The 23,738-nt window shown below is 53.5% G+C and carries 28 protein-coding genes and 1 other annotated feature; of the genes, 10 read left to right on the forward strand and 18 right to left on the reverse strand.

The genetic code is table 11. The annotated features are described in order from the left end of the window. Positions 1-107 precede the first annotated feature (107 nt). Positions 108-1,154, forward strand: a complete 1,047-nt coding sequence (gene aroH / locus OGY07_RS21245) for a 3-deoxy-7-phosphoheptulonate synthase AroH (protein ID WP_205611951.1) — start codon at positions 108-110, stop codon at positions 1,152-1,154. Between the two features lie 139 nt (positions 1,155-1,293). Then, positions 1,294-1,485, forward strand: coding sequence for a hemin uptake protein HemP (gene hemP, locus OGY07_RS21250; RefSeq protein ID WP_199957342.1), 192 nt, complete (start codon positions 1,294-1,296; stop codon positions 1,483-1,485). A gap of 44 nt (positions 1,486-1,529) precedes the next feature. Here hemP and selO read toward each other — a convergent pair whose 3' ends face one another. The 14 genes from selO to thrS all read right to left on the reverse strand — a co-directional run bounded on the left by selO (position 1,530) and on the right by thrS (position 14,375). After that, the gene (gene selO, locus OGY07_RS21255) at positions 1,530-2,972 is read right to left on the reverse strand and encodes a protein adenylyltransferase SelO (RefSeq protein ID WP_286602997.1); all 1,443 of its coding nucleotides are present in this window, start codon (positions 2,970-2,972) and stop codon (positions 1,530-1,532) included. A 61-nt stretch (positions 2,973-3,033) separates the two neighbouring features. Further along, positions 3,034-3,747 (reverse strand): EAL domain-containing protein, encoded by a 714-nt coding sequence (locus tag OGY07_RS21260; RefSeq protein WP_286602999.1) that lies wholly within the window; start codon positions 3,745-3,747, stop codon positions 3,034-3,036. A 223-nt stretch (positions 3,748-3,970) separates the two neighbouring features. Further along, entirely contained in the window at positions 3,971-4,435 is a 465-nt protein-coding gene (locus OGY07_RS21265; RefSeq protein WP_042287438.1) for a C40 family peptidase, read from the reverse strand. 78 nt (positions 4,436-4,513) lie between these two features. After that, the gene (btuD, locus tag OGY07_RS21270; RefSeq protein WP_200033095.1) at positions 4,514-5,263 is read right to left on the reverse strand and encodes a vitamin B12 ABC transporter ATP-binding protein BtuD; all 750 of its coding nucleotides are present in this window, start codon (positions 5,261-5,263) and stop codon (positions 4,514-4,516) included. Beyond that, complete coding sequence (locus OGY07_RS21275; protein ID WP_042287441.1) at positions 5,263-5,814, reverse strand: glutathione peroxidase; 552 nt, start codon at positions 5,812-5,814, stop codon at positions 5,263-5,265. The genes btuD and OGY07_RS21275 overlap by 1 nt, the downstream gene beginning before the upstream one ends. A gap of 62 nt (positions 5,815-5,876) precedes the next feature. After that, positions 5,877-6,857 (reverse strand): vitamin B12 ABC transporter permease BtuC, encoded by a 981-nt coding sequence (btuC, locus tag OGY07_RS21280; protein WP_286603004.1) that lies wholly within the window; start codon positions 6,855-6,857, stop codon positions 5,877-5,879. Positions 6,858-6,965: 108 nt separating this feature from the next. Beyond that, entirely contained in the window at positions 6,966-7,265 is a 300-nt protein-coding gene (gene ihfA, locus OGY07_RS21285) for an integration host factor subunit alpha (RefSeq protein ID WP_001229265.1), read from the reverse strand. 4 nt (positions 7,266-7,269) lie between these two features. After that, positions 7,270-9,657 (reverse strand): phenylalanine--tRNA ligase subunit beta, encoded by a 2,388-nt coding sequence (gene pheT / locus OGY07_RS21290; protein ID WP_286603009.1) that lies wholly within the window; start codon positions 9,655-9,657, stop codon positions 7,270-7,272. Positions 9,658-9,672: 15 nt separating this feature from the next. Then, a complete protein-coding gene (gene pheS, locus OGY07_RS21295; protein ID WP_181821420.1) occupies positions 9,673-10,656 on the reverse strand; it encodes a phenylalanine--tRNA ligase subunit alpha in 984 nt (327 codons plus the stop codon). Positions 10,657-10,886: 230 nt separating this feature from the next. Next, positions 10,887-11,010 (reverse strand) — a sequence feature (Phe leader region). Next, positions 10,961-11,005: a pheST operon leader peptide PheM gene (gene pheM / locus OGY07_RS21300; RefSeq protein ID WP_001386830.1), complete on the reverse strand. Its 45-nt coding sequence runs from the start codon at positions 11,003-11,005 to the stop codon at positions 10,961-10,963. (Overlaps the previous feature by 45 nt.) Before the next feature lie 120 nt (positions 11,011-11,130). After that, positions 11,131-11,487, reverse strand: coding sequence for a 50S ribosomal protein L20 (rplT, locus tag OGY07_RS21305; protein WP_000124849.1), 357 nt, complete (start codon positions 11,485-11,487; stop codon positions 11,131-11,133). Between the two features lie 117 nt (positions 11,488-11,604). Then, positions 11,605-11,802 (reverse strand): 50S ribosomal protein L35, encoded by a 198-nt coding sequence (gene rpmI, locus OGY07_RS21310; protein ID WP_001124225.1) that lies wholly within the window; start codon positions 11,800-11,802, stop codon positions 11,605-11,607. Positions 11,803-11,900: 98 nt separating this feature from the next. Then, entirely contained in the window at positions 11,901-12,443 is a 543-nt protein-coding gene (gene infC / locus OGY07_RS21315) for a translation initiation factor IF-3 (protein ID WP_042287453.1), read from the reverse strand. Between the two features lie 3 nt (positions 12,444-12,446). Beyond that, positions 12,447-14,375: a threonine--tRNA ligase gene (gene thrS, locus OGY07_RS21320; protein ID WP_042287456.1), complete on the reverse strand. Its 1,929-nt coding sequence runs from the start codon at positions 14,373-14,375 to the stop codon at positions 12,447-12,449. A 302-nt stretch (positions 14,376-14,677) separates the two neighbouring features. On the opposite strand from thrS, the gene yniD reads away from it, so the two are divergent. Then, complete coding sequence (gene yniD, locus OGY07_RS21325) at positions 14,678-14,788, forward strand: small membrane protein YniD (protein ID WP_120714873.1); 111 nt, start codon at positions 14,678-14,680, stop codon at positions 14,786-14,788. A 144-nt stretch (positions 14,789-14,932) separates the two neighbouring features. On the opposite strand, the gene OGY07_RS21330 is transcribed toward yniD, so the two are convergent. Both OGY07_RS21330 and OGY07_RS21335 read right to left on the reverse strand, forming a co-directional pair. Beyond that, the gene (locus OGY07_RS21330; protein WP_042287459.1) at positions 14,933-15,166 is read right to left on the reverse strand and encodes a YdgH/BhsA/McbA family protein; all 234 of its coding nucleotides are present in this window, start codon (positions 15,164-15,166) and stop codon (positions 14,933-14,935) included. A gap of 264 nt (positions 15,167-15,430) precedes the next feature. After that, on the reverse strand, positions 15,431-16,189 hold the full coding sequence (locus OGY07_RS21335; RefSeq protein ID WP_042287461.1) for a DUF481 domain-containing protein: 759 nt from the start codon (positions 16,187-16,189) through the stop codon (positions 15,431-15,433). A 287-nt stretch (positions 16,190-16,476) separates the two neighbouring features. Here OGY07_RS21335 and pfkB point away from each other — a divergent pair, with 287 nt between their 5' ends. The 3 genes from pfkB (at position 16,477) to OGY07_RS21350 (ending at position 18,764) form a co-directional block, all read left to right on the forward strand. After that, positions 16,477-17,409, forward strand: coding sequence for a 6-phosphofructokinase II (gene pfkB, locus OGY07_RS21340; protein WP_042287463.1), 933 nt, complete (start codon positions 16,477-16,479; stop codon positions 17,407-17,409). Between the two features lie 97 nt (positions 17,410-17,506). After that, complete coding sequence (gene ghoS, locus OGY07_RS21345; RefSeq protein WP_060569664.1) at positions 17,507-17,815, forward strand: type V toxin-antitoxin system endoribonuclease antitoxin GhoS; 309 nt, start codon at positions 17,507-17,509, stop codon at positions 17,813-17,815. Between the two features lie 88 nt (positions 17,816-17,903). Further along, positions 17,904-18,764 carry a fructosamine kinase family protein gene (locus tag OGY07_RS21350; protein WP_286603027.1) on the forward strand — a complete coding sequence of 287 codons (861 nt, stop codon included), beginning with the start codon at positions 17,904-17,906 and terminating at the stop codon, positions 18,762-18,764. A gap of 67 nt (positions 18,765-18,831) precedes the next feature. On the opposite strand, the gene OGY07_RS21355 is transcribed toward OGY07_RS21350, so the two are convergent. Then, on the reverse strand, positions 18,832-19,368 hold the full coding sequence (locus OGY07_RS21355) for a YniB family protein (RefSeq protein ID WP_060569662.1): 537 nt from the start codon (positions 19,366-19,368) through the stop codon (positions 18,832-18,834). A 126-nt stretch (positions 19,369-19,494) separates the two neighbouring features. On the opposite strand from OGY07_RS21355, the gene hxpB reads away from it, so the two are divergent. From hxpB to tcyP, 4 genes are all read left to right on the forward strand, one after another. Next, positions 19,495-20,163 (forward strand): hexitol phosphatase HxpB, encoded by a 669-nt coding sequence (hxpB, locus tag OGY07_RS21360; protein WP_181821422.1) that lies wholly within the window; start codon positions 19,495-19,497, stop codon positions 20,161-20,163. A gap of 148 nt (positions 20,164-20,311) precedes the next feature. Further along, on the forward strand, positions 20,312-21,073 hold the full coding sequence (gene kduD, locus OGY07_RS21365) for a 2-dehydro-3-deoxy-D-gluconate 5-dehydrogenase KduD (RefSeq protein WP_060569660.1): 762 nt from the start codon (positions 20,312-20,314) through the stop codon (positions 21,071-21,073). A 95-nt stretch (positions 21,074-21,168) separates the two neighbouring features. Continuing rightward, entirely contained in the window at positions 21,169-21,756 is a 588-nt protein-coding gene (locus OGY07_RS21370; RefSeq protein WP_042287473.1) for a metal-dependent hydrolase, read from the forward strand. 134 nt (positions 21,757-21,890) lie between these two features. Continuing rightward, entirely contained in the window at positions 21,891-23,282 is a 1,392-nt protein-coding gene (gene tcyP, locus OGY07_RS21375; RefSeq protein ID WP_286603031.1) for a cystine/sulfocysteine:cation symporter, read from the forward strand. A 61-nt stretch (positions 23,283-23,343) separates the two neighbouring features. Here the strand turns inward: tcyP and cedA are convergent, their stop codons facing one another. Beyond that, entirely contained in the window at positions 23,344-23,598 is a 255-nt protein-coding gene (gene cedA / locus OGY07_RS21380) for a cell division activator CedA (RefSeq protein ID WP_072014981.1), read from the reverse strand. Positions 23,599-23,738: the final 140 nt, after the last annotated feature.

The raw sequence follows: 23,738 nt of genomic DNA on the forward strand, positions 1-23,738 counted from the left end.
GCGAGGTGTGACACACCTCGCACTTGAATTCGGCAGAGATTGGTTTAAGGTTGTGCCCATCACTTCCCGGCCCCTGCCGTAGAAGCACTCCATTTCTGAGAAAAGTCATGAACAGAACCGATGAACTGCGTACCGCGCGGATAGACAGTCTGGTAACGCCCGCTGAACTTGCGCACCGGCATCCCGTTTCCGCCGCCGTCGCCCGTCACGTTACCGACGCCCGCCGCCGGATTGAAAAAATTTTGAATGGCGAAGATCGCCGCCTGCTGGCCATTGTCGGTCCCTGCTCGATCCACGATCTTGACGCCGCCATGGAATATGCCACCCGCCTGCAGACGTTGCGTGACAAGCATCAGGCGCGTCTGGAAATCGTCATGCGCACCTATTTTGAAAAACCACGCACCGTCGTGGGCTGGAAGGGCCTGATTTCCGATCCCGACCTCAACGGTAGCTACCGTGTGAATCACGGCCTTGAGCTGGCGCGCAAGCTGCTGCTCCAGGTGAATGAGCTGGGCGTCCCCACCGCCACGGAATTTCTGGATATGGTGACCGGACAATTTATTGCCGACCTGATTAGCTGGGGAGCGATCGGCGCGCGAACCACAGAAAGCCAAATCCACCGCGAGATGGCCTCGGCGCTCTCCTGCCCGGTGGGCTTTAAAAATGGCACTGACGGCAATACGCGGATCGCGGTGGACGCTATTCGCGCCTCCCGCGCCAGCCATATGTTCCTGTCACCGGATAAAACCGGTCAGATGACCATTTATCAGACCAGCGGCAACCCGTACGGCCATATCATCATGCGTGGCGGGAAGAAGCCGAACTATCACGCGGACGATATCGCCGCCGCCTGCGATACGCTACATGAATTCGACCTGCCCGAACATCTGGTCGTCGATTTCAGCCACGGTAACTGTCAGAAACAGCATCGTCGTCAATTGGACGTTTGCGATGATGTTTGCCAACAGATCCGTAATGGCTCTACGGCCATCGCCGGGATTATGGCGGAAAGTTTCTTGCGTGAAGGCACGCAAAAAATCGTCAGCGGACAACCGCTGGTTTACGGTCAGTCAATTACCGATCCCTGCCTGAACTGGGAAGATACCGAACGGCTGCTCGATAAACTCGCCTCGGCGGTAGACACCCGCTTCTGACCTCCCCTTGCCCATTCCCCCCGGAATGGGCGCTTGCTCGCATTTTTTCGCTCCTCCCCTGATTTATCACTTGTCGTCGTCGGGTATATTATTGATAATAATAATCATTGTTACATTAATTATTATTAATTCACGCGCAATGTCATCTATGGATACCTTTGACTCTTCTCACCCCAAGGAAAGAGAAAGCATCGCCCCTTCTCACACGCCGCTTCGCAAAATCAGTAGCCAGAACCTGCTGGGAGAAGACGGTAAAGTTATCATTGATCATAATGGACAAGAGTACTTGCTGCGCAAAACGCAGGCGGGGAAATTATTACTGACCAAGTAATGGCAAACGCCCGACACGTTTTGCGTATACGGGCGATTTAGCCGTTAGCTGGAACAACTGATCTCCAGTCGCCGTCCCCAGTCTGGCGGGCGGTGGGTATAGTCGTCGTTACGGTCGTTGAAAGGATGGCGCAGTACGTGATGTAAACGATGCAGTTCGTCCATCTCCCCCTTTTCTGCCGCGTCGATGGCCCGCTGCGCGAGCCAGTTACGCAACACGACAGCGGGATTCACGCTCTGCATCGACGCCTGGCGGGTGGCATCATCTACGCCGTCTAGTTGCAGACGTGTTCGGTAACGCGTGTACCAGGCGTCGAACGCATCACGATCGATAAACTCATCGCGCAGCGGTGAAACGGCACTCCGCTGTTCGGTGACGCTTAACATACGGAACGTTCGGCTGTAATCGCTTTTTTCACGCGCCATCAGTCCAAACAACGCATTCAACAGCTCGTTATCTTCTTTCTGTTCACTCAAAAAGCCGAGCTTCTGACGCATCCGCTGACCATAGCGCGTTAACAATGCCTGCTGATAGGTATCCAGCGCCTCATTCAGCGCATCAACGCGAATAAACGGCGACAGGCTCTGGGCGAGGCGCTGGAGGTTCCACAGACCCACCGCAGGCTGATTGTCAAAGCGGTAACGCCCCTGGTGATCGGAATGGTTACAGATAAACCCCGGGTCGTAATCATCCAGAAAACCGAACGGACCATAATCCATCGTCAGTCCCAGAATCGACATGTTATCGGTATTCATCACACCATGCGCAAAGCCTACTGTTTGCCAGTCAGCGATAAGCGTCGCGGTACGGCTCACCACATCCCGGAACCAGAGGACATATTTGTCGTTCTCGTCACGCAGATGCGGCCAATAATGGCGAATGGCGAAGTCGGCAAGTTGCTGAACCTTTTCTGGCTCACGGCGATAATAAAAATGTTCAAAATGGCCGAAGCGCATATGACTTTGCGCCACACGTACCAGCATTGCGCCAGCTTCCACCGTCTCGCGATAAACCGGTGTGTCGCTGGTGACGATGGTGAGCGCCCGGGTAGTTGGAATGCCCAAATAGTGCATCGCTTCGCTGGCGAGGCTTTCACGAATGGTTGAGCGCAGCACTGCTCGCCCATCGCCCATACGTGAATACGGCGTCAGGCCCGCTCCCTTAAGATGCCAGTCCACGGTGCTGCCATCGGCGAGTAACTGTTCGCCAAGCAAAATGCCACGCCCGTCGCCGAGCTGCCCGGCCCATACGCCGAACTGATGGCCACTGTACACTTGCGCCAGCGGCGACATACCGGGCAGCAACGTCTCGCCCCCCCACACGCCTGCGGGACGGTCGGTACTGAACAGCGCAGCAGGAATATTCAGCTGTTGGGCCAGGGCGTCGTTATGCCATATCAGCCGGGAATGGGTCAGCGGCGTCGGAGAAAGTGCGGTATACGTTGCCGGCAATTCATCATGCCAGCGGGCTGTAAAAGACAGGGTCATAGGGCCTCCTGTCTGTAGTGTAGTCGGTTAACGCCATCCTAAACACCAGCAAACCGAGGGGTTATCCCTGAATTAAGCGGGTCACCTGATCCGCCGTGACGGCAGGCCACAGCGCGCCCTGCATCCCACCGAAACCAAAAGGCGTGATGCGTGTCAGCAGTTCCTCGCTATCGATCCCGGCTATCAACAAAGAGTCGCAATAAGGCGAAATTTGCGTCACGATTGCCCGCATAAAGGGGTCGAATGAAAGGCTCATTGCGCGTCGCTGCACAAAACCACGGTCGAGGGCGACACGTTTAAATAATCCCTCAAATATGGCTTTCGTCGAACTCTCCCCGGCGCCAAAGTTGGCAAGTACCACGGGGAAACGTTCGGCCAGGGCGGCAAGCGCCGGATCCGCTTTCCCTGCCGCGAGTGCGGGAAAACTTTCATTAAGGGTGAGTTCAATAAATGAAAAACGTTTGATGGCCTGCAACCGTGACGTATTGATTAATAATAACGGTACGATTGCCGGGGTGATATTAATCCATGCGATCAGTTTATGCTGAATAAAAAAGTGTTGGCAGGTTTCCAGTAGCGCCAGTTTTTCTGCAAATAACTGGCACTGTTCGTCAGGCGAAAGTCGCGGTAATACCAGTTCTGTCGGAAAGCGCACCTTGCCGTCATCGCTGACAAAGTTCGCGGTCACTTCCAGACCGATAAGTTTTCGTTGTACATTTCGGGCGGGGAGAAAATAAAGTTCAGAATGATAAATATTATCCAGCGTGACGTCCATCAGGTCCGCCCCTCAGTCAGGGAGTGATACGGCAACCTGCTACAAAGGACGTGAACGCACGTCTTTTCTGCTGCTAACGGGGAAACGTTCATCATGTCCTTTTTACCCGGAATCCGGTTCCTTTGTATTCGGCTAGCGATATTATATACGCTAATTCAGTTTTATTCTTTTTTCTGTAATAACCGGAGAGTATACCGTTAATGACAGCCAGGCATTAACGGCGTCAGATTCGTCGCGCTTGCCAAAAGTTTTTTCGCCAGTAGACATTATCCAACGATGATCGCATCACGCCACGGCTGGTGGAAGCATGAATAAACTGACCGTCGGTATCGTAAATACCCACATGCAACCCGCTGTCCCCTGAACCGGTTTTAAAAAAGACGAGGTCGCCTGGCAGCAGGTCGTCTTTATCAATTTTGGTGCCGATTTTGGCCTGTTGCCGCGTATCGCGCGGCAGCTGTAGCGCGAATTGATCGCGCATCGTCATGAGGACAAATCCGGAACAATCGACGCCGCGACGGCTCATCCCGCCATAACGATACGGCGTACCGCGCCACGTCCGAAGCTGATCGTTTAGCCCGGCTATCACGGTAATGGAGTCTGAAAGCCGGGCGTTTGGCGGCGGCGCCCGGTGGCTACTGCATCCTGCCAGAACCAGAGCTGTAAAAAGAAGAAACCAGAAACGCATTCAGGACGAATCCTCTGTTTTTTTATTCTTGTACCAATTTAGCGGGTATTTGCCCCGTTTTTCAAGACGCCGTGTCGTTTAGGTCGTGGAAATAAGCATTCGGTGGCCCTCAATGTCCAGACGGCGGAAATTCAGACCGTAAGCGCGCGCCAGATTCGCCGGGGTCATGACCTCATCGCGCGGTCCGCTGGCGAGCAGTCTCCCTCCCTTAAGCAACCAGGCTCGATGCGCATGACGCAGCGTATGATTGAGATCGTGGCTGCTCATCACAATGGCGATGCCCTGCGCGCACAGGGCGCTCAGAATACGATCCAGCGCATTCTGCTGCGCGACGTCAAGACTGTTCATGGGCTCGTCCAGCAGCAGCAATTGTCCCTGCGGATTGGTTTCCGGGGCAATTTGCAGGATAACCGCGGCCAGACGTACGCGCTGCCATTCCCCGCCCGAAAGCTGATTCGCATTTCGTCCGAGCTTATCTTCCAGCCCCAGCGACGCCGCCACCTGCTGAAGCTGATGAGTATGCGATTTGTCAGCCTGATGCAGCGTCAGAAAATGCCATACCGGCATTGCAAAAGGAGGATTTTGCTGCTGCGCCAGATATGCCCGATGGCGCGCCAGCCTGTTCGCGGGCCAGGACGCCAGCGCTTCGCCGCCAAATTTGATATGACCTGAGCCGGTGGTAAGTCCCGCCATACGCGCCAGCAATGTACTTTTTCCGGCGCCATTTGGCCCCACAAGGTGAAGGATCTCCCCGGCGCGAACTTCCGCACTCAGTGGGCCAAGCCGGGTGGTGTCGGCGACATCCTGTAGCTGCATCAGTGAAGACATTATTTTGCCAGTGCGATTTTGATACTTTCCATTACGATAGGATCTTCAGGCGTCATATCAGGTGAAAAACGCTGGACCACCTTTCCGTCCCTGCCCACGAGAAATTTTTCGAAATTCCATAAAATATCGTCCGGATAAAGCGGCGCGCGTCCTTTGCTTGCCATGCGCTCATAGAAGCCGCTGTTTTCCGGGGCCACTGCGGTTGGCGCAGCGGCAATCAGTTTCTGATACAGGGGATGCCGCCCTTCTCCGTTAACCTCAATTTTACTGAACATCGGAAACGTCACGCCCCATGTCGCGGCACACCAGGTTTTGATCTCTTGTTCGCTGCCTGGCTCCTGGCCGAGAAACTGATTGCACGGGAATCCCAGCACCAGAAACCCCCGGTCAGCCCAGGCTTTCTGAATATTCTCCAGTTGCTCGTACTGCGGCGTCAGCCCGCATTTTGAGGCCACGTTGACCACCAGCAGCACATTACCGGCATATTTCTCCAACGAGATAACGTCCCCATCAATCGTCGTGACTTCAGTATTCAGAATCGAGTCTTGCATAGCGTCTCCAGAAAGTGAGTGATTTCAATGCCAGCTTTTAAGCATAGTTCGTCATGCAAGGTCTATCGTCCAACTTTCAACAGTAACCAGATAAAGACCGGCGCGCCAAGCGTGGCGGTGACGACGCCGATAGGCAGCTCGGCGGAAGCCAGCGCCAGACGCGCAACCACATCGGCCAGCAATAGCGCAATGGCGCCCGCCAGCGCGCAACCGGGCAGAAGCACGCGATGATCGGTTAATCCGCATAACCGTAAAATATGCGGGATCACCAGGCCAATAAAACCAATCGCCCCTGCCAGCGCGACGCTCACGCCAACCATCCAGCCTGTCGCCACCACCAGCAGATTACGCCAAAACCACAGCGGTAATCCCAATTGGCGGGCCGAGATTTCGCCCAGCGCCAGCATATTCATAGGCTGTGACTGACAGCAGATCCAGAGCAGAACCGGCACCAGCGCCAGCATCAGCCATGACTGTCCCCAGTCCACGCCGCCAAATCCCCCCATCATCCAGTACATCAACTGGCGAAGATCAAAAGAGGTAGAAAAATAGATGGCCCAGGTCATCAGGGCGCTGCAGATAATTCCCAGCGCGACCCCGGCAAGCAGCAGGCGGCTGGTGGAGAGATGGCGGCGAGCAAAGCGCAGGAGAATCAGTGTGATGATCAGTGCCCCGGCAATGGCGCAAAGACCTAACGACCACTGCGGCAACGTTCCCTGACCCAACAGAACAGCTGCAATCAGTCCAACGCCAGCGCCATTCGACACGCCCAGCAATCCGGGCTCCGCAAGAGGGTTTTCGAATAAAGCCTGCATCACCGCGCCGGAGAGCGCCAGCGCAGCGCCCACCAACAGCACCGCCAGGGTACGCGGCAGACGGATCTGCCAGACAAACAGTTCACCACGCGGGGTCAGCCAGTCAGCAGGCCAAATCCACTGTTCTCCCGCACACAGGCTTAAAAGCAGCGCCAGTACCATCAGTACTGTAAGACTCAGGAGCCAGCGTACATTCTGTCGCTGTTGTTGACGGGCAAAAGTCAGCATGTTTTCCATTCAGCTGCAAAGGATGTGATTGATTCTACGGTGCCGCGCGAGGACAGAAAAGAAAAAAGGCCGCATTGCGGCCTTTTTTGTTATTTAAGACGGTTCTGATCACTCGTCTTTGGGCGAAGCGTTTTCAACCCGGCTCTTTAACTTCTGTCCGGGTCTGAAGGTCACCACGCGCCTTGCTGTAATGGGAATATCTTCACCCGTTTTCGGGTTACGTCCCGGACGTTGATTCTTATCACGCAGATCGAAATTACCAAAACCAGAGAGTTTTACCTGCTCACCGTTTTCCAGAGCACGACGGATCTCTTCGAAAAACAGTTCGACCAGTTCTTTGGCATCCCGCTTGCTAAGCCCAAGCTTATCAAACAGATATTCTGACATTTCAGCTTTTGTAAGCGCCATAGGTTCAATCCCTCAATGATGCCTGGAATCGCTCTTTTAATGCCTCTACACATTTGGCGACGGTAGCGGCAATCTCCTCTTCTTCGAGTGTACGGCTGGTATCCTGAAGGATCAGGCTAATGGCGAGGCTCTTATACCCCTCCGCAACACCCTTACCACGGTACACGTCAAATAAGTTTACGCCAACTACCTGATTTACGCCAACTTTCTTACATTCGGATAAAACATCTGCAGCGGGAACGTTTTCTGCGACCACCACGGCGATGTCGCGGCGGTTTGCCGGGAAGCGAGAAATCTCACGCGCCTGAGGCACCACGCGGTCTGCAAGCTTGTTCCACTCCAGTTCAAACACCAGCGTACGCCCGTTGAGATCGAGCTTACGCTCCAGCTCCGGATGAACAACGCCAATGAAACCAATGCGTTCACCTTTCAGATAAATCGCTGCAGACTGTCCCGGATGCAGCGCCGGATTCGCTTCGGCTTTGAACTGCACATCGCCGAGCTTACCGGTGAGATCCAGCACGGCTTCCAGATCGCCTTTCAAATCATAGAAATCAACGGTCTCTTTTGCCAGGTTCCAGTGTTCATCGTAACGGTTGCCACAGATAACGCCAGCCAGCATCAGATCCTGTCGAATCCCAAGGTTCGCCTGGGTGTCCGGCACGAAGCGCAGACCGCTTTCAAAGATGCGCACGCGGTTCTGCTGACGATTCTGGTTATACACTACCGTGGCTAACAGCCCGGTCCACAGCGACAGACGCATCGCGGACATGTCGACAGAAATGGGGCTTGGCAGCAGCAACGCTTCTTCAGCCGGGTGAATCAACTGTTGTACTTTTGGATCCACAAAGCTGTAGGTAATAACTTCCTGATAGCCTTTGTCGTTGAGCAACGTTTTCACGCGTTTAAGCGACAAATCCGCTTCACGGTGCGTTCCCATGATCAGACCAGCCTGAACCGGTTCGTCAGGAATATTGTTGTAGCCGTACACGCGTGCGACTTCTTCTACCAGATCTTCTTCGATCTCCATGTCGAAGCGCCAGCTCGGCGCAACGGCCTGCCACTCGCCCTCGCTTTCGGTTACTTCGCAACCGAGACGACGCAGAATATCGCTGACCTGTTCGTCAGCAATATGATGGCCAATCAGGCGATCCAGCTTGCTCCGGCGCAGAGTGATCGTGGCGCGCTTCGGCAGCGTCGCATCGTTCGTCACGTCAATAACCGGACCAGCCTCACCGCCGCAAATGTCGATCAGCAGGCGGGTCGCACGCTCCATCGCTTTATACTGCAAAGCCGGATCGACGCCGCGCTCATAGCGATGAGAGGCATCGGTGTGCAGGCCATGACGACGCGCGCGGCCAGTGATCGACAGCGGGCTGAAGAAAGCACATTCCAGCAGCACATTTTGCGTTTCATCGTTCACGCCGGAATGCTCGCCGCCGAAAATACCGCCCATGGCCAAGGCTTTATGGTGGTCGGCAATAACCAGCGTGTCCGCGCTCAGCGTCGCTTCGGTCCCGTCCAGCAGCACCAGGGTTTCGCCTTCTTTCGCCATCCGGACAACAATGCCGCCTTCAATGCGATCTTTGTCGAAAGCATGCATTGGCTGGCCCAGTTCGAGCAGCACATAGTTAGTGACGTCAACCACCGCGTCGATGGAGCGAATACCACAACGACGCAGTTTTTCCTTCATCCACAGCGGCGTAGGCGCTTTAACGTTGATGCCTTTCACCACTCGACCCAGATAGCGCGGGCATGCGTCGGCCGCTTCTACGGTAATCGGCAGCACATCGCTGACGGTCGCCGCCACCGGAGCAATTTCAGGCTCAACCAGCGGCGCTTTATTCAGTACCGCCACGTCGCGGGCGACGCCAATGATGCCTAAACAGTCGGCACGGTTGGGCGTTACGCTAATTTCGATGGTGTTATCATCGAGTTTCAGGTATTCGCGAATATCGGTTCCGATCGGCGCATCCGCGGGCAGTTCGATAATGCCGCTATGGTCGTCGGAAATGCCCAGTTCAGAGAATGAACACAGCATCCCTTCGGACGGTTCGCCACGCAGTTTTGCCGCTTTAATTTTGAAGTCGCCCGGCAGCACCGCGCCAATTGTCGCGACCGCCACTTTGAGCCCCTGACGGCAGTTTGGCGCCCCGCAAACAATATCCAGCAGACGATCGCCGCCCACGTTCACTTTTGTTACGCGCAGTTTGTCTGCATTCGGGTGCTGGCCGCACTCAACCACTTCACCAACAACCACGCCGTTAAACGCGCCAGCCACCGCTTCAACACCGTCAACTTCCAGGCCGGCCATGGTGATTTGATTCGACAGCGCGTCGCTGTCGATTGCCGGGTTAACCCACTCGCGTAACCACAGTTCACTGAATTTCATTATGTTGTCCTGCCCTTATTTAAACTGTTTGAGGAAACGCAGATCGTTTTCGAAGAAGGCGCGTAAATCGGTGACACCGTAACGCAGCATGGTCAGACGTTCCATCCCCATGCCAAACGCGAAACCGGAATAGATTTCCGGGTCGATACCGACATTGCGCAGCACGTTCGGATGCACCATGCCGCAGCCCAGGACTTCCAGCCATTTGCCGTTTTTGCCCATCACGTCAACTTCGGCGGAAGGCTCGGTGAACGGAAAATAGGACGGGCGGAAGCGAATTTGCAGATCTTCTTCAAAGAAGTTACGCAGGAAGTCGTGCAGCGTCCCTTTCAGGTTGGTAAAGCTGATGTTGGTATCCACAATCAGGCCTTCCATCTGATGGAACATCGGGGTGTGGGTCTGATCGTAGTCGTTACGATACACACGGCCCGGCGCGATAATACGGATCGGCGGCTGCTGCTCTTTCATGGTGCGAATCTGCACGCCGGAGGTCTGGGTGCGCAGTAAACGGGTGGCATCAAACCAGAACGTATCGTGGTCAGCACGCGCCGGGTGGTGGCCCGGAATATTCAGGGCGTCAAAGTTATGATAGTCATCTTCAATCTCGGGCCCCGTCGCCACCGTAAAACCCAGCTCGCCAAAGAAACTTTCGATACGGTCGATGGTACGGGTTACCGGATGCAGGCCGCCATTTTCGATACGACGACCGGGCAGCGACACGTCAATCGTTTCTGCCGCCAGACGCGCATTCAGCGCCGCATTTTCCAGATCCGCCTTGCGCGCGTTCAGCGCCTGCTGCACCTGCTCTTTCGCTTCGTTAATAACCGCACCGGCTGCAGGACGCTCCTCAGGAGGCAGTTCACGCAGGGTCGTCATTTGAAGGGTCAGGTGCCCTTTTTTGCCCAAATATTCGACGCGTACATTGTCTAACGCGGCAACATCTGACGCCTGGTTAATGGCTGCCTTCGCACTGGCAACCAGCTCTGCGAGATGTGACATGGTTTTCCTCATTATGTGGCGATAATCATAAGTCGCTCGTCTATACGCAAAATCATTCAGGTTGTATCACAAAACACGTAAGTGTTTTAACAGCGCTTGCGCTGCCCCCACAGGGCGAGGCTGCAAGCCGAGTCACGCGGCAAGAGAGCGAATCCTCAGAAGCGTACATCAGTACGTGCCTGGGGTGAGCGAATGCAGCCAACACAACGACAACTTGAAGGATAAAGCGTATAAAAAAAGCCTCCACCAGGGAGGCTTTATGCGCTGTTTTTCGTTTCTTCTTTCACGCGCTAGCCTCCTGGAGTCAGGTGCTAAAGTAAAAAAAGAAGCGGAAAATAGCAGCATTCATGCTTGCGTTACCTTGTAGGGTAAAAACCGGAGAACCTTTATTGAAAAGGGTTACGGATGAATTGTCAACTCATTGACGACGTTACAAATAAAAGAGAGGGAGCCAGGCTCCCTCTTTTCACTGGCTTATGCCAGAGCTGCTTTCGCTTTTTCAACCAGCGCGCTGAACGCTACTTTGTCGAATACGGCGATGTCAGCCAGGATCTTACGGTCGATTTCAACAGAGGCTTTTTTCAGGCCGTTGATGAATTTGCTGTAAGAAATACCGTTCTGACGTGCTGCTGCGTTGATACGCGCAATCCACAGTTGACGGAACTGACGCTTACGCTGACGACGGTCACGGTAAGCGTACTGACCTGCTTTGATAACAGCCTGGAAGGCAACGCGGTATACGCGAGAACGCGCACCGTAGTAGCCTTTCGCTTGTTTCAAAATTTTCTTGTGACGTGCACGTGCAATTACACCACGTTTTACGCGAGCCATGTTGCTCTCCTGTATCTATTCTGATTTGCCCTTTACCGCTGTCAGCCCAGGACCTGAATTGCCTGGCGTTGAAGCGCGTCGATTGGGCGTAAAAAAGTTAAAAAAATCGTTAACGGCTTATGCGTACGGCAGGCACGCGATAACCAGGCCCAGATCGCCTTTGGAAACCATGGCTTTCGGACGCAGGTGACGTTTACGTTTGGTCGCTTTTTTGGTCAGAATGTGACGCAGGTTAGCGTGCTTGTGCTTAAAGCCACCTTTACCGGTTTTTTTGAAGCGCTTAGCAGCACCGCGTACGGTCTTAATTTTTGGCATCTTAATAACTTCCACTTCGCATTGTTAATTAAACGAAACGTAGGGCGAACAAAATCTGTGAAGCCCGAAGGCTTCACAGAAATGGTTACTTGAAGGCCTTACTGTTTCTTCTTAGGAGCGAGCACCATAATCATCTGGCGGCCTTCGATCTTCGATGGGAAGGATTCGACCACTGCCAGTTCTTGCAAATCGTCTTTCACGCGATTAAGCACTTCCATACCGATTTGCTGGTGGGCCATCTCACGACCGCGGAAACGCAGCGTGATTTTGGCCTTATCGCCATCTTCGAGAAAGCGAATCAGGCTGCGGAGTTTTACCTGATAGTCACCTTCATCAGTACCAGGGCGGAATTTAATTTCCTTCACCTGGATAACTTTCTGCTTCTTCTTCTGTTCCTTAGAAGACTTACTCTTTTCATAAAGGAACTTGCCGTAGTCCATGATACGACAAACTGGCGGTTCGGCGTTAGGGCTGATTTCAACTAAATCTACTCCAGCCTCTTCAGCCTTTTCGATCGCTTCTCTCAGACTCACAATTCCCAGTTGCTCACCTTCCAGACCTGTTAAGCGAACTTCCTGGGCGCGAATCTCGCCATTGATACGATTCGGACGTGCCGTTTGAACTCGTTTTCCGCCTTTAATACCTTATTCCTCCAGTTGTTGAAGACTGCGGCTGCGAATCTCTTGTTGCAGCTTCTCGATCACTTCATTTACGTCCAGGCTGCCCAGGTCTTTACCACGGCGGGTGCGAACGGCCACTTTGCCAGCTTCCACCTCTTTGTCACCGCAGACCAACATATAAGGGACACGACGTAAAGTGTGCTCGCGGATTTTAAAGCCAATCTTCTCATTTCTCAAGTCTGCTTTTACACGAATGCCCGCATTTTGTAGTTTCTGCGTCAATTCGTTAACGTATTCAGACTGCGAATCGGTGATGTTCATCACCACGACCTGAACCGGCGCCAACCAGGTCGGGAAGAAGCCAGCGAACTCTTCGGTCAGGATACCGATAAAACGTTCCATTGACCCAAGAATGGCGCGGTGAATCATCACCGGCACTTTACGCTCGTTGTCTTCGCCGACATAGGACGCGCTCAGACGGGACGGCAGTGAGAAGTCCAGCTGTACAGTTCCGCACTGCCACGCACGATCGAGGCAGTCATACAAAGTAAATTCAATTTTCGGACCGTAGAAGGCGCCTTCACCCAGTTGATACTCAAACGGGATGTTGTTTTCTTCCAGCGCCACCGCCAGGTCCGCCTCAGCACGATCCCACATTTCGTCGCTGCCGATACGTTTTTCAGGACGAGTGGACAGTTTGACAACGATCTTCTCGAAGCCAAACGTGCTGTACATATCGTAGACCATACGAATACAGGCGTTAACTTCATCGCGGATCTGCTCTTCGGTACAGAAGATGTGCGCATCATCCTGCGTAAAACCACGCACACGCATCAGACCATGCAGCGCGCCTGACGGTTCGTTACGATGGCAGCTACCGAATTCCGCCATACGCAGAGGCAGATCGCGGTAGGACTTCAGGCCCTGGTTAAAGATCTGCACGTGACCCGGGCAGTTCATCGGCTTGATGCAGTATTCACGGTTCTCAGACGAGGTCGTGAACATCGCATCTTTATAGTTTTCCCAGTGCCCGGTTTTTTCCCACAGCACGCGGTCCATCATAAACGGACCTTTCACTTCCTGATACTGGTACTCTTTCAGCTTGGAGCGGACGAAAACTTCCAGTTCACGGAAGATGGTCCAGCCGTCGTTATGCCAGAACACCATGCCCGGCGCCTCTTCCTGCATATGGTAGAGGTCGAGTTGCTTACCGATTTTACGATGGTCGCGTTTCGCCGCTTCTTCCAGACGTTGCAGGTACGCATTAAGGGCTTTTTTATCTGCCCATGCGGTACCGTAAATACGCTGCAGCATCTTGTTGTCGCTGTCGCCACGCCAGTATGCGCCCGCGGTTTTCATCAGTTTAAAGTGATGGCAGAAACGCATATTCGGCACGTGCGGACCGCGGCACATATCAATATATTCTTCATGATGATACAGGCCAGGCTGATCGTCATGAGCAATGTTCTCATCAAGAATAGAGACTTTGTACGGCTCGCCGCGTTTCACAAAGGTTTCGCGCGCTTCGTGCCAGCTCACTTTTTTCTTGATGACGTCGTAGTTTTTCTCCGCAAGCTCGTGCATCCGCTTCTCGAGCGCGTCGACATCTTCCTGGGTCAGGGTGCGGTCAAGATCAACGTCATAGTAGAAACCATTGTCGACAACCGGGCCAATCGCCATTTTGGTATTTGGCCAGAGTTGTTTGATCGCATGGCCCAGCAGGTGCGCGCAGGAGTGACGAATGATCTCCAGCCCTTCTTCATCTTTCGCGGTGATGATAGACAGCGAAGCGTCATTTTCGATCAGATCGGAAGCATCCACCAGTTCACCGTTAACACGGCCAGCGATGGTAGCTTTTGCCAGACCCGGACCGATATCCAGGGCAACATCCATGGGGCTTACAGCGTGGTCGTAATGGCGTTGACTGCCATCAGGAAGAGTAATAACAGGCATGTTATGTCCTTATTTGCAGTGGTGACCCATACGCAAGATCACATACAAAGTTTCGATATTTAAAATTACCAAAAAGTAATGGGCTGATTCCCGCTTCACTCTGCGAAATATGTCACGGGTCACCGGAATGGCGACACTGGGCCTACACCCGCTTTTTGATAACACCGTCTGACAGTGTACACGGCATTGCCTGCCGTTCAAAGTCGCAATCACCCTGCCTGGTATGACGTAAATCAATTCACTGAAGCGCAGCAAGTTTTGTTACACTGCCACCACGAACAAAGACAGACAGGACATGAATGATGCCAACGCAACGCTTCGCAAAAAAACACTGGAAAATGGTGGTGGTGCTTATTGCCATTTGTGGCGCCATGCTTCTTCTGCGCTGGGCGGCAATGATTTGGGGTGAGTGACGGGCGACTTGTTTCAGACTGGCCACGCTGCGAGACACTTAGAATAATTTACGTTTCATCACGAAAATAAAAAAACCGGTACATCAGGATCCGGTTTTTATAAAGAAAAATAACGAGTAGAACACACGTTGCGGTAATGAAATATTAAGACCATTCACCCGCAACCAACGTATGCACATTAAACGCATCATTCATGCTTTGCCCCGTAGACTGCGAACCCGGTGCGATATTCGAGCCGGCTTCTACGTCAGACGCCTGGGTAATGCCCACGCGCGAGGTGTTGTCTGCGTGCGTTGCTGTCACAGGTTCGGCAGCGAAAGCGCCGAAAGAGAGTGCGGAAAGCACGATCGCCGCACTGGCTGTTTTGATATTATTCATATTGTTTTATCTCTTACTTGAATTAAAACCTGGTATTAAAGGCAATAATCTGCCTGTATCGCTAAGTGTAGATCTGGATCACACTTTTGCCTAGTCAAAATAATTAACAATTCGTGTCAAATAAATTGTATAAAGCAAGGATGTGATAAAGATGGAGAAAATATGAAGAAATGAAAATTTCGAAAAAAATAAAACTCCGGTTGAAAAATAATAATACGGTAGCGCAATTTTAAACGCCAGACTGCATAACAGCCTGGCGGAGTATTACATCTTGTATCCGAGCGATACGGTCGTGCGGCGATCCGTATGCTCCGGTGCTGTTGCTGGCGGTTCGGAGTTCCAGGTAACGTTATACGCCACCTTCAGACCAAAGTGTTCGTTGATGGCGACGTTGAGCGCCGTTTCAGAGTTCAGCGTAGTGTCCTCCGCACCGAACACCGACACACCCTGAGTGAATTTGGTGGTATCGGTCATCTGCCATGCATAAGCGCCTGACGCGTAACCCAGCGGCTGTGTCTCGGTGGTGCCATCGGTGTGCTCGTCGTATCGAACGCCCGGACCGAATTCGAAACGGAAGCTGTGTACGGGGCCATTCAGGAACTGCCGTCCGTAACCGGCGGTGAGCACATCACGTTCGCGATAGCCGTTATAACGATCCGTCAGCCAACTGGCCTGACCAAAGAGATAATCGTAGTCGCTTAAGTTAAAACGGCTACGCCCGCCAACGGCATATTTTTCTGAAGAACGCTCATCGTTAGAAGAGGTATTGCTTGCGTTGCCCCACAGCGACCAGGCGGTGGTTTGCCCGTACCATGTCATCGTTGTGTCCGCCGTTAAGGACGAACTTTTGGTATTACCCGACTGCGCCAGATAGCCAGCGTTGAGGTTACCTTCGAAGGGTTTCTTCGCACTTGAGGGATCGTCCATGACAGTAAAAACGGAATCATCGGCAGCTGCATACATTGACGCAAACACGCCACCCGCCAGCAGAAACGCAGCGGGAACTGTCTTTAAAAGCTTCATTTATAAAGAGTCCGTACAACAAAAAAAGAGACCGTTACGGTCCCGGAAACTTTCAGAGGGATCAATGACAAACGCCTCAGGAAAGGTAACAAATTATAAAAAGGCTCGAATAACATAGCAATGAATTCTTATTTCATTTTTTGAATAAGAGAGTTCCCAAAGCATTAAATTGTTTATATATCTTTAAGGCAAACAAATTTAATAAAGAGCCAATAAATCAGCTTGTTATTGACTTCACTTTATGCCTGTTCGGTGCCAGACTGAAATAAGCCTAACAGGAGGAAAAGATGGTACGTATCTACACGTTAACACTTGCGCCCTCTCTCGATAGCGCAACGATCACGCCGCAGATCTATCCCGAAGGGAAGCTTCGCTGTACGGCGCCCGTTTTTGAGCCTGGCGGCGGCGGCATTAATGTCGCCCGCGCCATTGCCCATCTGGGCGGCACCGCTACCGCCATTTTCCCGGCAGGCGGCGCAACTGGCGAACACCTGGTATCGCTGCTGGCTGACGAACAGGTTCCAGTGTCGACCGTCGACGCCAAAGACTGGACCCGGCAAAACCTTCATGTTCATGTTGAATCCAGCGGTGAACAGTATCGCTTTGTGATGCCCGGCGCGGCACTGAATGACGATGAGTTTCGCCAGCTTGAAGAGCAGGTTCTGGAGATAGAATCCGGCGCGATCCTCGTTATTAGCGGCAGTTTGCCGCCAGGGGTGAGCGTGGACAAGCTGACTCAGCTTATTACCGCAGCCCAAAAACAGGGCATTCGCTGCATTATTGATAGCTCCGGCGAGGCGCTGACCGCGGCGCTGGCGATCGGCAATATCGAGCTGGTAAAGCCCAATCAGAAGGAACTGAGCGCGCTGGTTAACCGTGAGCTGACCCAACCCGATGACGTGCGTAAAGCGGCGGAAGAGATCGTTCGTAACGGTAAAGCCCGTCGCGTCGTCGTTTCTCTTGGTCCTCAGGGGGCGCTGGGCGTGGACGGTAAAAGCTGCGTGCAGGTCGTTCCACCGCCGGTAAAAAGCCAGAGCACCGTTGGCGCAGGCGACAGCATGGTGGGCGCCATGACCCTAAAACTGGCGGAAGACGCTTCGCTGGAGGATATGGTGCGCTTTGGCGTCGCGGCAGGTAGCGCGGCGACAATCAATCAGGGAACGCGGTTGTGTTCTCATGAGGACACACAAAAAATCTACGCCTGGCTCTCACAAGCCTGATGCTCTCCCCCTCGTCCTGAGGGGGATGCGTTACACCTGTCGGCATCCGCATTCACCGACTATGCTAAAAAAGCATGTATTTACAAAGAGGTGTCAAATGGCCAGTGGGGATATCACCCGGTACATCGTTACCGTCAAGTTTCACGAAGATTCATTAACCGAAATCAACGAGCTTAACAACCATTTCACCCGCGCGGGTTTTCTGCTCACGCTAACCGACGAAGACGGCAATGTGCATGAACTGGGCACAAACACGTTTGGGGTGATCAGCGCGCAAAGCCCGGATGAGGTAAAAGCTCTCGCGACCGGACTGGCGGAAAGCGCGTTAAACAAAACGCCCGATATCACAATAATGACCTGGGACGAATGGCAGAACGGGGAAAAATCATCGCCATTAGCCCGTTAACGCGTCCACGTTGTGCGTTAGTTCGTGTTTTTTCACCGCATTATTGCGCTAACCTTATGATCTGGCAGACAACATGGGGAGAGACATCATGTGGCAGGCTATCAGTCGTCTTTTAAGCGAGCAACTCGGTGAAGGCGAAATCGAACTGCGTAACGAACTGCCTGGCGGAGAAATTCATGCCGCATGGCATGTGCGCTATGCCGGACGTGATTTCTTCGTTAAATGTGATGAACGGGAAGTGCTTCCAGGCTTCACCGCCGAAGCCGATCAACTGGAACTGTTATCGCGCAGCCATACTGTCACCGTACCAGAAGTCTGGGCGGTGGGAGCCGATCGGGATTACAGTTTCCTGGTGATGGATTATCTCCCTCCCCGTCCGCTGGACGCGCACAATGCGTTTATTCTGGGGCAGCAGTTGGCCCATCTTCATGAGTGGAGCGATCAGCCGCAGTTTGGTCTGGATTTTGACAACGCCCTTTCCACTACGCCGCAGCCCAACGCCTGGCAACGACGCTGGTCGACCTTTTTTGCAGAGCAGCGCATCGGCTGGCAACTGGAATTAGCCGCCGAGAAAGGCATTGCCTTCGGTAATATCGACGCCATTGTGGAACATATTCAGCAACGTTTGTCATCGCATCAGCCCCAGCCCTCTTTGTTGCATGGCGATTTGTGGTCCGGCAACTGCGCGCTGGGGCCGGACGGCCCGTACATTTTCGATCCTGCCTGCTACTGGGGAGACCGCGAGTGCGATCTGGCGATGCTGCCGCTACATACGGAACAACCGCCGCAAATTTATGATGGCTATCAGTCGGTCTCGCCGCTGCCGCTCGATTTTCTCGACAGGCAGCCGGTTTATCAACTGTACACGCTGCTTAACCGTGCCAGACTGTTTGGCGGTCAGCATCTGGTAACGGCACAGAAGGCGCTGGACCAGATTTTAGCGGCCTGACGATAATACCCAGCGACACTGCGCAGCCCTGCCGGACAGGCGTAAACCGCCCTCCGGCAGGGTTGTTTTATAAAAAGCCGAGCAGAGAAAAAAAGACGTAGCCAAGCGCGATAATAATCACCGGCAGGATATAGAGCGGGAAAATCTGCAGAAAAATGGTGTGGTGCGGTACGACAATGCGCGACTCGATTTGCTCGCGGGTTAGACCTTCACTGCCCTTCGCTTTTTCCAGAATAAGTTGATCCTCAACGCCCTCCCGCAGAAAACGGGCCTGGCGGCTCATTCTGGCCCCCGAATCCTGCATTGCCAGTCCCACGAAAATCAGAATAAAAATCAACCAGAACATAATGTTCAGGCTATTCTGGAAATCAGGCGTCGGCGAGTTGTACCAGAACAGATTAAGAAACGGGGTGTTCACCCGCATCATGTCTATCATGACATGGGTAAAATCGAGCATGACGGCATTAATGCCTTCCTGCTTTTCGCTATGCGCATACATAAATTTCAGCGCGGAAATCAAAGTAGAAAGTAATGCTGGTATAAAAATCACCCATCCCAGGATCCGTTTTAGCACCGCTATGCGTCCCGCTTGTTGATACGTCATGAGCTCCCCTTGATAAAGACGCGTCGTTTTGGCTTAAGTCTACCCGCTGATGACTGTTTTCGCTCGATCTTTAAAGACGCTATGATTATTCTCTGACCCCTGAACGCTCTATAAGGAGAGGTGGTAATGACAATTCCGCGTCAAATTCTTGCGGCAATATTCGATATGGATGGCTTGCTGATTAACTCCGAACCACTATGGGATCGGGCTGAACTGGACGTGCTGGCAAGTGTAGGCGTAGATATCACCCGCCGCCATGAACTTCCCGATACGCTTGGACTGCGCATCGACATGGTGGTTGATCTTTGGTTCGCCCAGCAACCCTGGAACGGCCCGAGCCGTCAGGAGGTGACTGAGCGCATTATTCGCCGCGCGATCACGCTGGTCGAAGAGACGCGCCCGCTGCTCCCCGGCGTAAAAGAAGCCGTGGCGCTGTGTAAAGAACAGGGGCTGCTCGTGGGTCTGGCATCGGCATCGCCGCTGCACATGCTGGAGAAAGTGCTGACCATGTTTGACCTGCGCGACAGTTTCGACGCCCTCGCCTCGGCGGAAAAACTGCCTTACAGTAAGCCACATCCGCAGGTCTATCTCGACTGTGCGGCAAAACTGGGCGTGGATCCGCTTACCTGTGTCGCGCTGGAAGACTCCGTCAACGGCATGGTGGCCTCTAAGGCGGCGCGAATGCGCTCCATTGTCGTGCCTGCAAAAGAGGACCAACACGACCCACGTTTCGCGCTTGCCAACGTTAAGCTGACCTCACTGACTGAACTTACCGCCGCCGATCTGCGCGGTTGATCACGCACGGGCAGTGTCAGGCATTGCCCGTTTTCCCACCCACCAACAAAAATAAAACATTGTTTCATTTTGTATTGTGTTCTGTGTCTTCCTCTTCTATCCTTTTCTGCGGGCAAATAACGAATAACAGCGGGTCGCCGAGGTCACTATGATTTTGAATGCGTTTTCTCTTACAGGTAAAGTCGCTCTTGTTACCGGTTGCGATACCGGACTTGGCCAGGGAATGACCGTCGCGCTTGCCGAAGCGGGCTGCGACATCATCGGGGTGAACCGTAAAATACCCCATGACACCGCCGCCAAAGTCGCGGCGACCGGTCGCCGTTTTTTCGCTATTCAGGCCGATCTCAGTCAGCAAGACCCTCTTGCGGATATCGTCGCGCAAGCCGTCGGGCAGTTTGGTCGTCTCGACATTCTGGTGAATAACGCCGGCACCATTCGCCGCGAAGACGCGCTCAGTTTCAGCGAAAAAGACTGGGATGACGTGGTGAATCTGAACCTGAAATCCGTCTTCTTTCTCTCGCAGGCCGTAGCCCGCCAGTTTATTGCCCAGGGTGATGGCGGAAAAATCATTAATATCGCGTCAATGCTGTCGTTCCAGGGCGGGATTCGCGTTCCCTCATACACCGCGTCAAAGAGCGGCATCCTCGGGATAACCCGGCTGCTGGCGAATGAATGGGCGCAATATGGGATAAACGTCAATGCCATTGCTCCCGGCTATATGGCGACCAATAACACGCAGCAGCTGCGTGACGACGCAGAGCGCAACAAAGAGATTGTCGATCGCATCCCCGCCGGACGTTGGGGTACGCCGGAGGACCTGCAAGGCCCGGTGGTTTTCCTCGCGTCTCGAGCCTCGGATTACGTCAATGGCTACACACTGGCGGTGGATGGCGGTTGGTTAGCGCGCTAATCGCGCAATATTGACAAAGAGTTACAACGTCACCACTTCCGCCTACTGTATAAAAATCCTATACTGTACGAATTAACAGTTTATTGGGTTGTATCATGACGGCGGAAGGTCACCTTCTCTTTTCTATTGCCTGCGCGGTGTTCGCCAAAAACGCCGAGTTGACGCCCGTGCTTGCACAGGGCGACTGGTGGCATATCGTTCCTTCCGCCATCCTGACCTGTCTGCTGCCGGATATCGATCACCCGAAGTCGTTTCTCGGGCAACGGTTGAAGTGGATCTCAAAACCGATCGCCCGGGCGTTCGGGCATCGCGGATTCACGCACAGCCTGCTCGCCGTCTTTGCCTTGCTGGCGACGTTCTATCTGAAAGTGCCAGAGACCTGGATCATTCCGGCGGATGCCTTACAGGGTATGGTTCTCGGCTATCTGAGCCATATTCTCGCCGACATGCTCACCCCGGCAGGCGTTCCACTGCTCTGGCCGTGTCGCTGGCGTTTCCGGTTACCGATCCTCGTCCCGCAGAAAGGGAATCAACTGGAGCGTTTTCTCTGCATGGCACTGTTTGCCTGGGCGGTGTGGATGCCCCAGTCGTTGCCCCAGAACAGTGCGGTACGCTGGTCATCCGACATGATCAATACGCTGCAAATGCAGTTCAACCGCTTTATAAAACATCAGATCGATTAGTAAATCAGCGAAATTGTCATTTTTGGCATAAACAATTCCATTTGAATATAAGAGCCGGTTCACACTTCTGCTACTCTTGCGCCAACAGGCTCGCTCCAGATAGCGAGACGAATAATAAAATCAGGAGAACGGGGATGAATTTTCCATTAATCGCGAACATCGTGGTGTTCGTCATTCTGCTGTTTGCGCTGGCGCAAACCCGTCATAAACAGTGGAGTCTGGCAAAGAAAGTACTGGTTGGTCTGGTCATGGGCGTGGTCTTTGGCCTCGCCCTCCATACTGTTTATGGTTCTGACAGCCAGGTACTCAAAGATTCCGTACAGTGGTTCAACATTGTCGGTAATGGCTATGTACAACTGCTGCAAATGATCGTGATGCCGCTGGTGTTCGCCTCTATTTTGAGTGCGGTAGCCCGCCTGCACAACGCTTCACAGTTGGGAAAAGTCAGCTTCCTGACCATCGGCACGCTGCTGTTTACTACGCTTATCGCCGCACTGGTGGGTGTGCTGGTGACCAACCTTTTCGGTCTCACCGCAGAAGGGCTGGTACAGGGCGGCGCCGAAACGGCGCGCCTTAACGCTATCGAAACCAACTACGCCGGAAAAGTCGCAGACCTCAGCGTCCCGCAGTTGGTGCTGTCGTTTGTACCGAAAAACCCGTTTGCCGATCTGACTGGCGCGAATCCGACCTCTATCATTAGCGTCGTGATCTTCGCTGCGTTCCTCGGCGTGGCTGCGCTTAAGCTGCTAAAAGATGACGCGCCTAAAGGCGAGCGCGTATTAACCGCTATCGACACCCTGCAAAGCTGGGTAATGAAGCTGGTCCGCCTGGTGATGCAGTTAACCCCTTACGGCGTACTGGCGTTGATGACCAAAGTCGTGGCGGGCTCCAACCTGCAGGACATCATTAAGTTGGGCAGCTTTGTGGTGGCCTCCTATCTGGGGCTGGCGATAATGTTTGTTGTCCACGGCGCGCTGCTGGGCGTTAATGGCGTCAGCCCGTTGAAATACTTCCGTAAGGTCTGGCCGGTGCTCACTTTCGCTTTCACCAGTCGCTCCAGCGCCGCGTCTATTCCGCTGAATGTTGAAGCGCAAACCCGTCGTCTCGGCGTGCCGGAATCCATCGCCAGCTTCGCCGCCTCGTTTGGCGCGACCATTGGTCAGAATGGCTGTGCCGGTCTGTATCCGGCTATGCTGGCGGTGATGGTCGCCCCGACGGTAGGAATTAACCCGCTCGATCCGGTATGGATTGCCACACTGGTTGGCATTGTCACCGTCAGCTCCGCTGGTGTGGCGGGAGTTGGTGGCGGCGCAACTTTCGCCGCACTGATTGTTCTGCCCGCAATGGGCCTGCCAGTCACGCTGGTGGCGCTGCTGATCTCCGTTGAGCCGCTGATCGACATGGGCCGTACCGCGCTGAACGTGAGCGGCTCCATGACCGCTGGTACGCTGACCAGCCAGTGGCTGAAACAAACCGATAAAACCATTCTGGACAGTGAAGAAGACGCCGAACTGGCGCATCGCTAAGCAAAAAACGCTCTTCTTTAACGATAATAACCGCCTTTCGGGGCGGTTTTTTTATGGCGCATTAGTCAGCGATTTCATTTTCCTGCCGTACCTGGTTTGCCCAGCGTTGAGCGGACTCCGGTACGGTAAAGGCGGGCGATCGCTGGAACGACTCACCCAATAAGACAAACGCGACATATTTTCCACGCAAAATCCACACGTCACGAAACGCTTCCATTTTTATCGCATGTTCAGGCGGCGCGGGTTCCACTCGCGGGACATAGCTAATAACCGGGCGATTTTGTTGGCGTAGAGGTTTCATCATTAATTGCTTCACTAAGACCGATGCTAAAAATCAGAAAAGAACTATCTTAGCCGATTTTTCCCCTGCCCGTCCTGCTCTGCACGTGCGCTTTGCGCGTCGGCTCGCCGTAACCATGCCGTGGTCTTCCGATAGAATCTCCGTGGTGGTCTATA

The sequence above is a fragment of the Citrobacter sp. Cs237 genome (assembly GCF_030332325.1).
Taxonomy (GTDB): Bacteria; Pseudomonadota; Gammaproteobacteria; order Enterobacterales; family Enterobacteriaceae; genus Citrobacter_A; species Citrobacter_A sedlakii.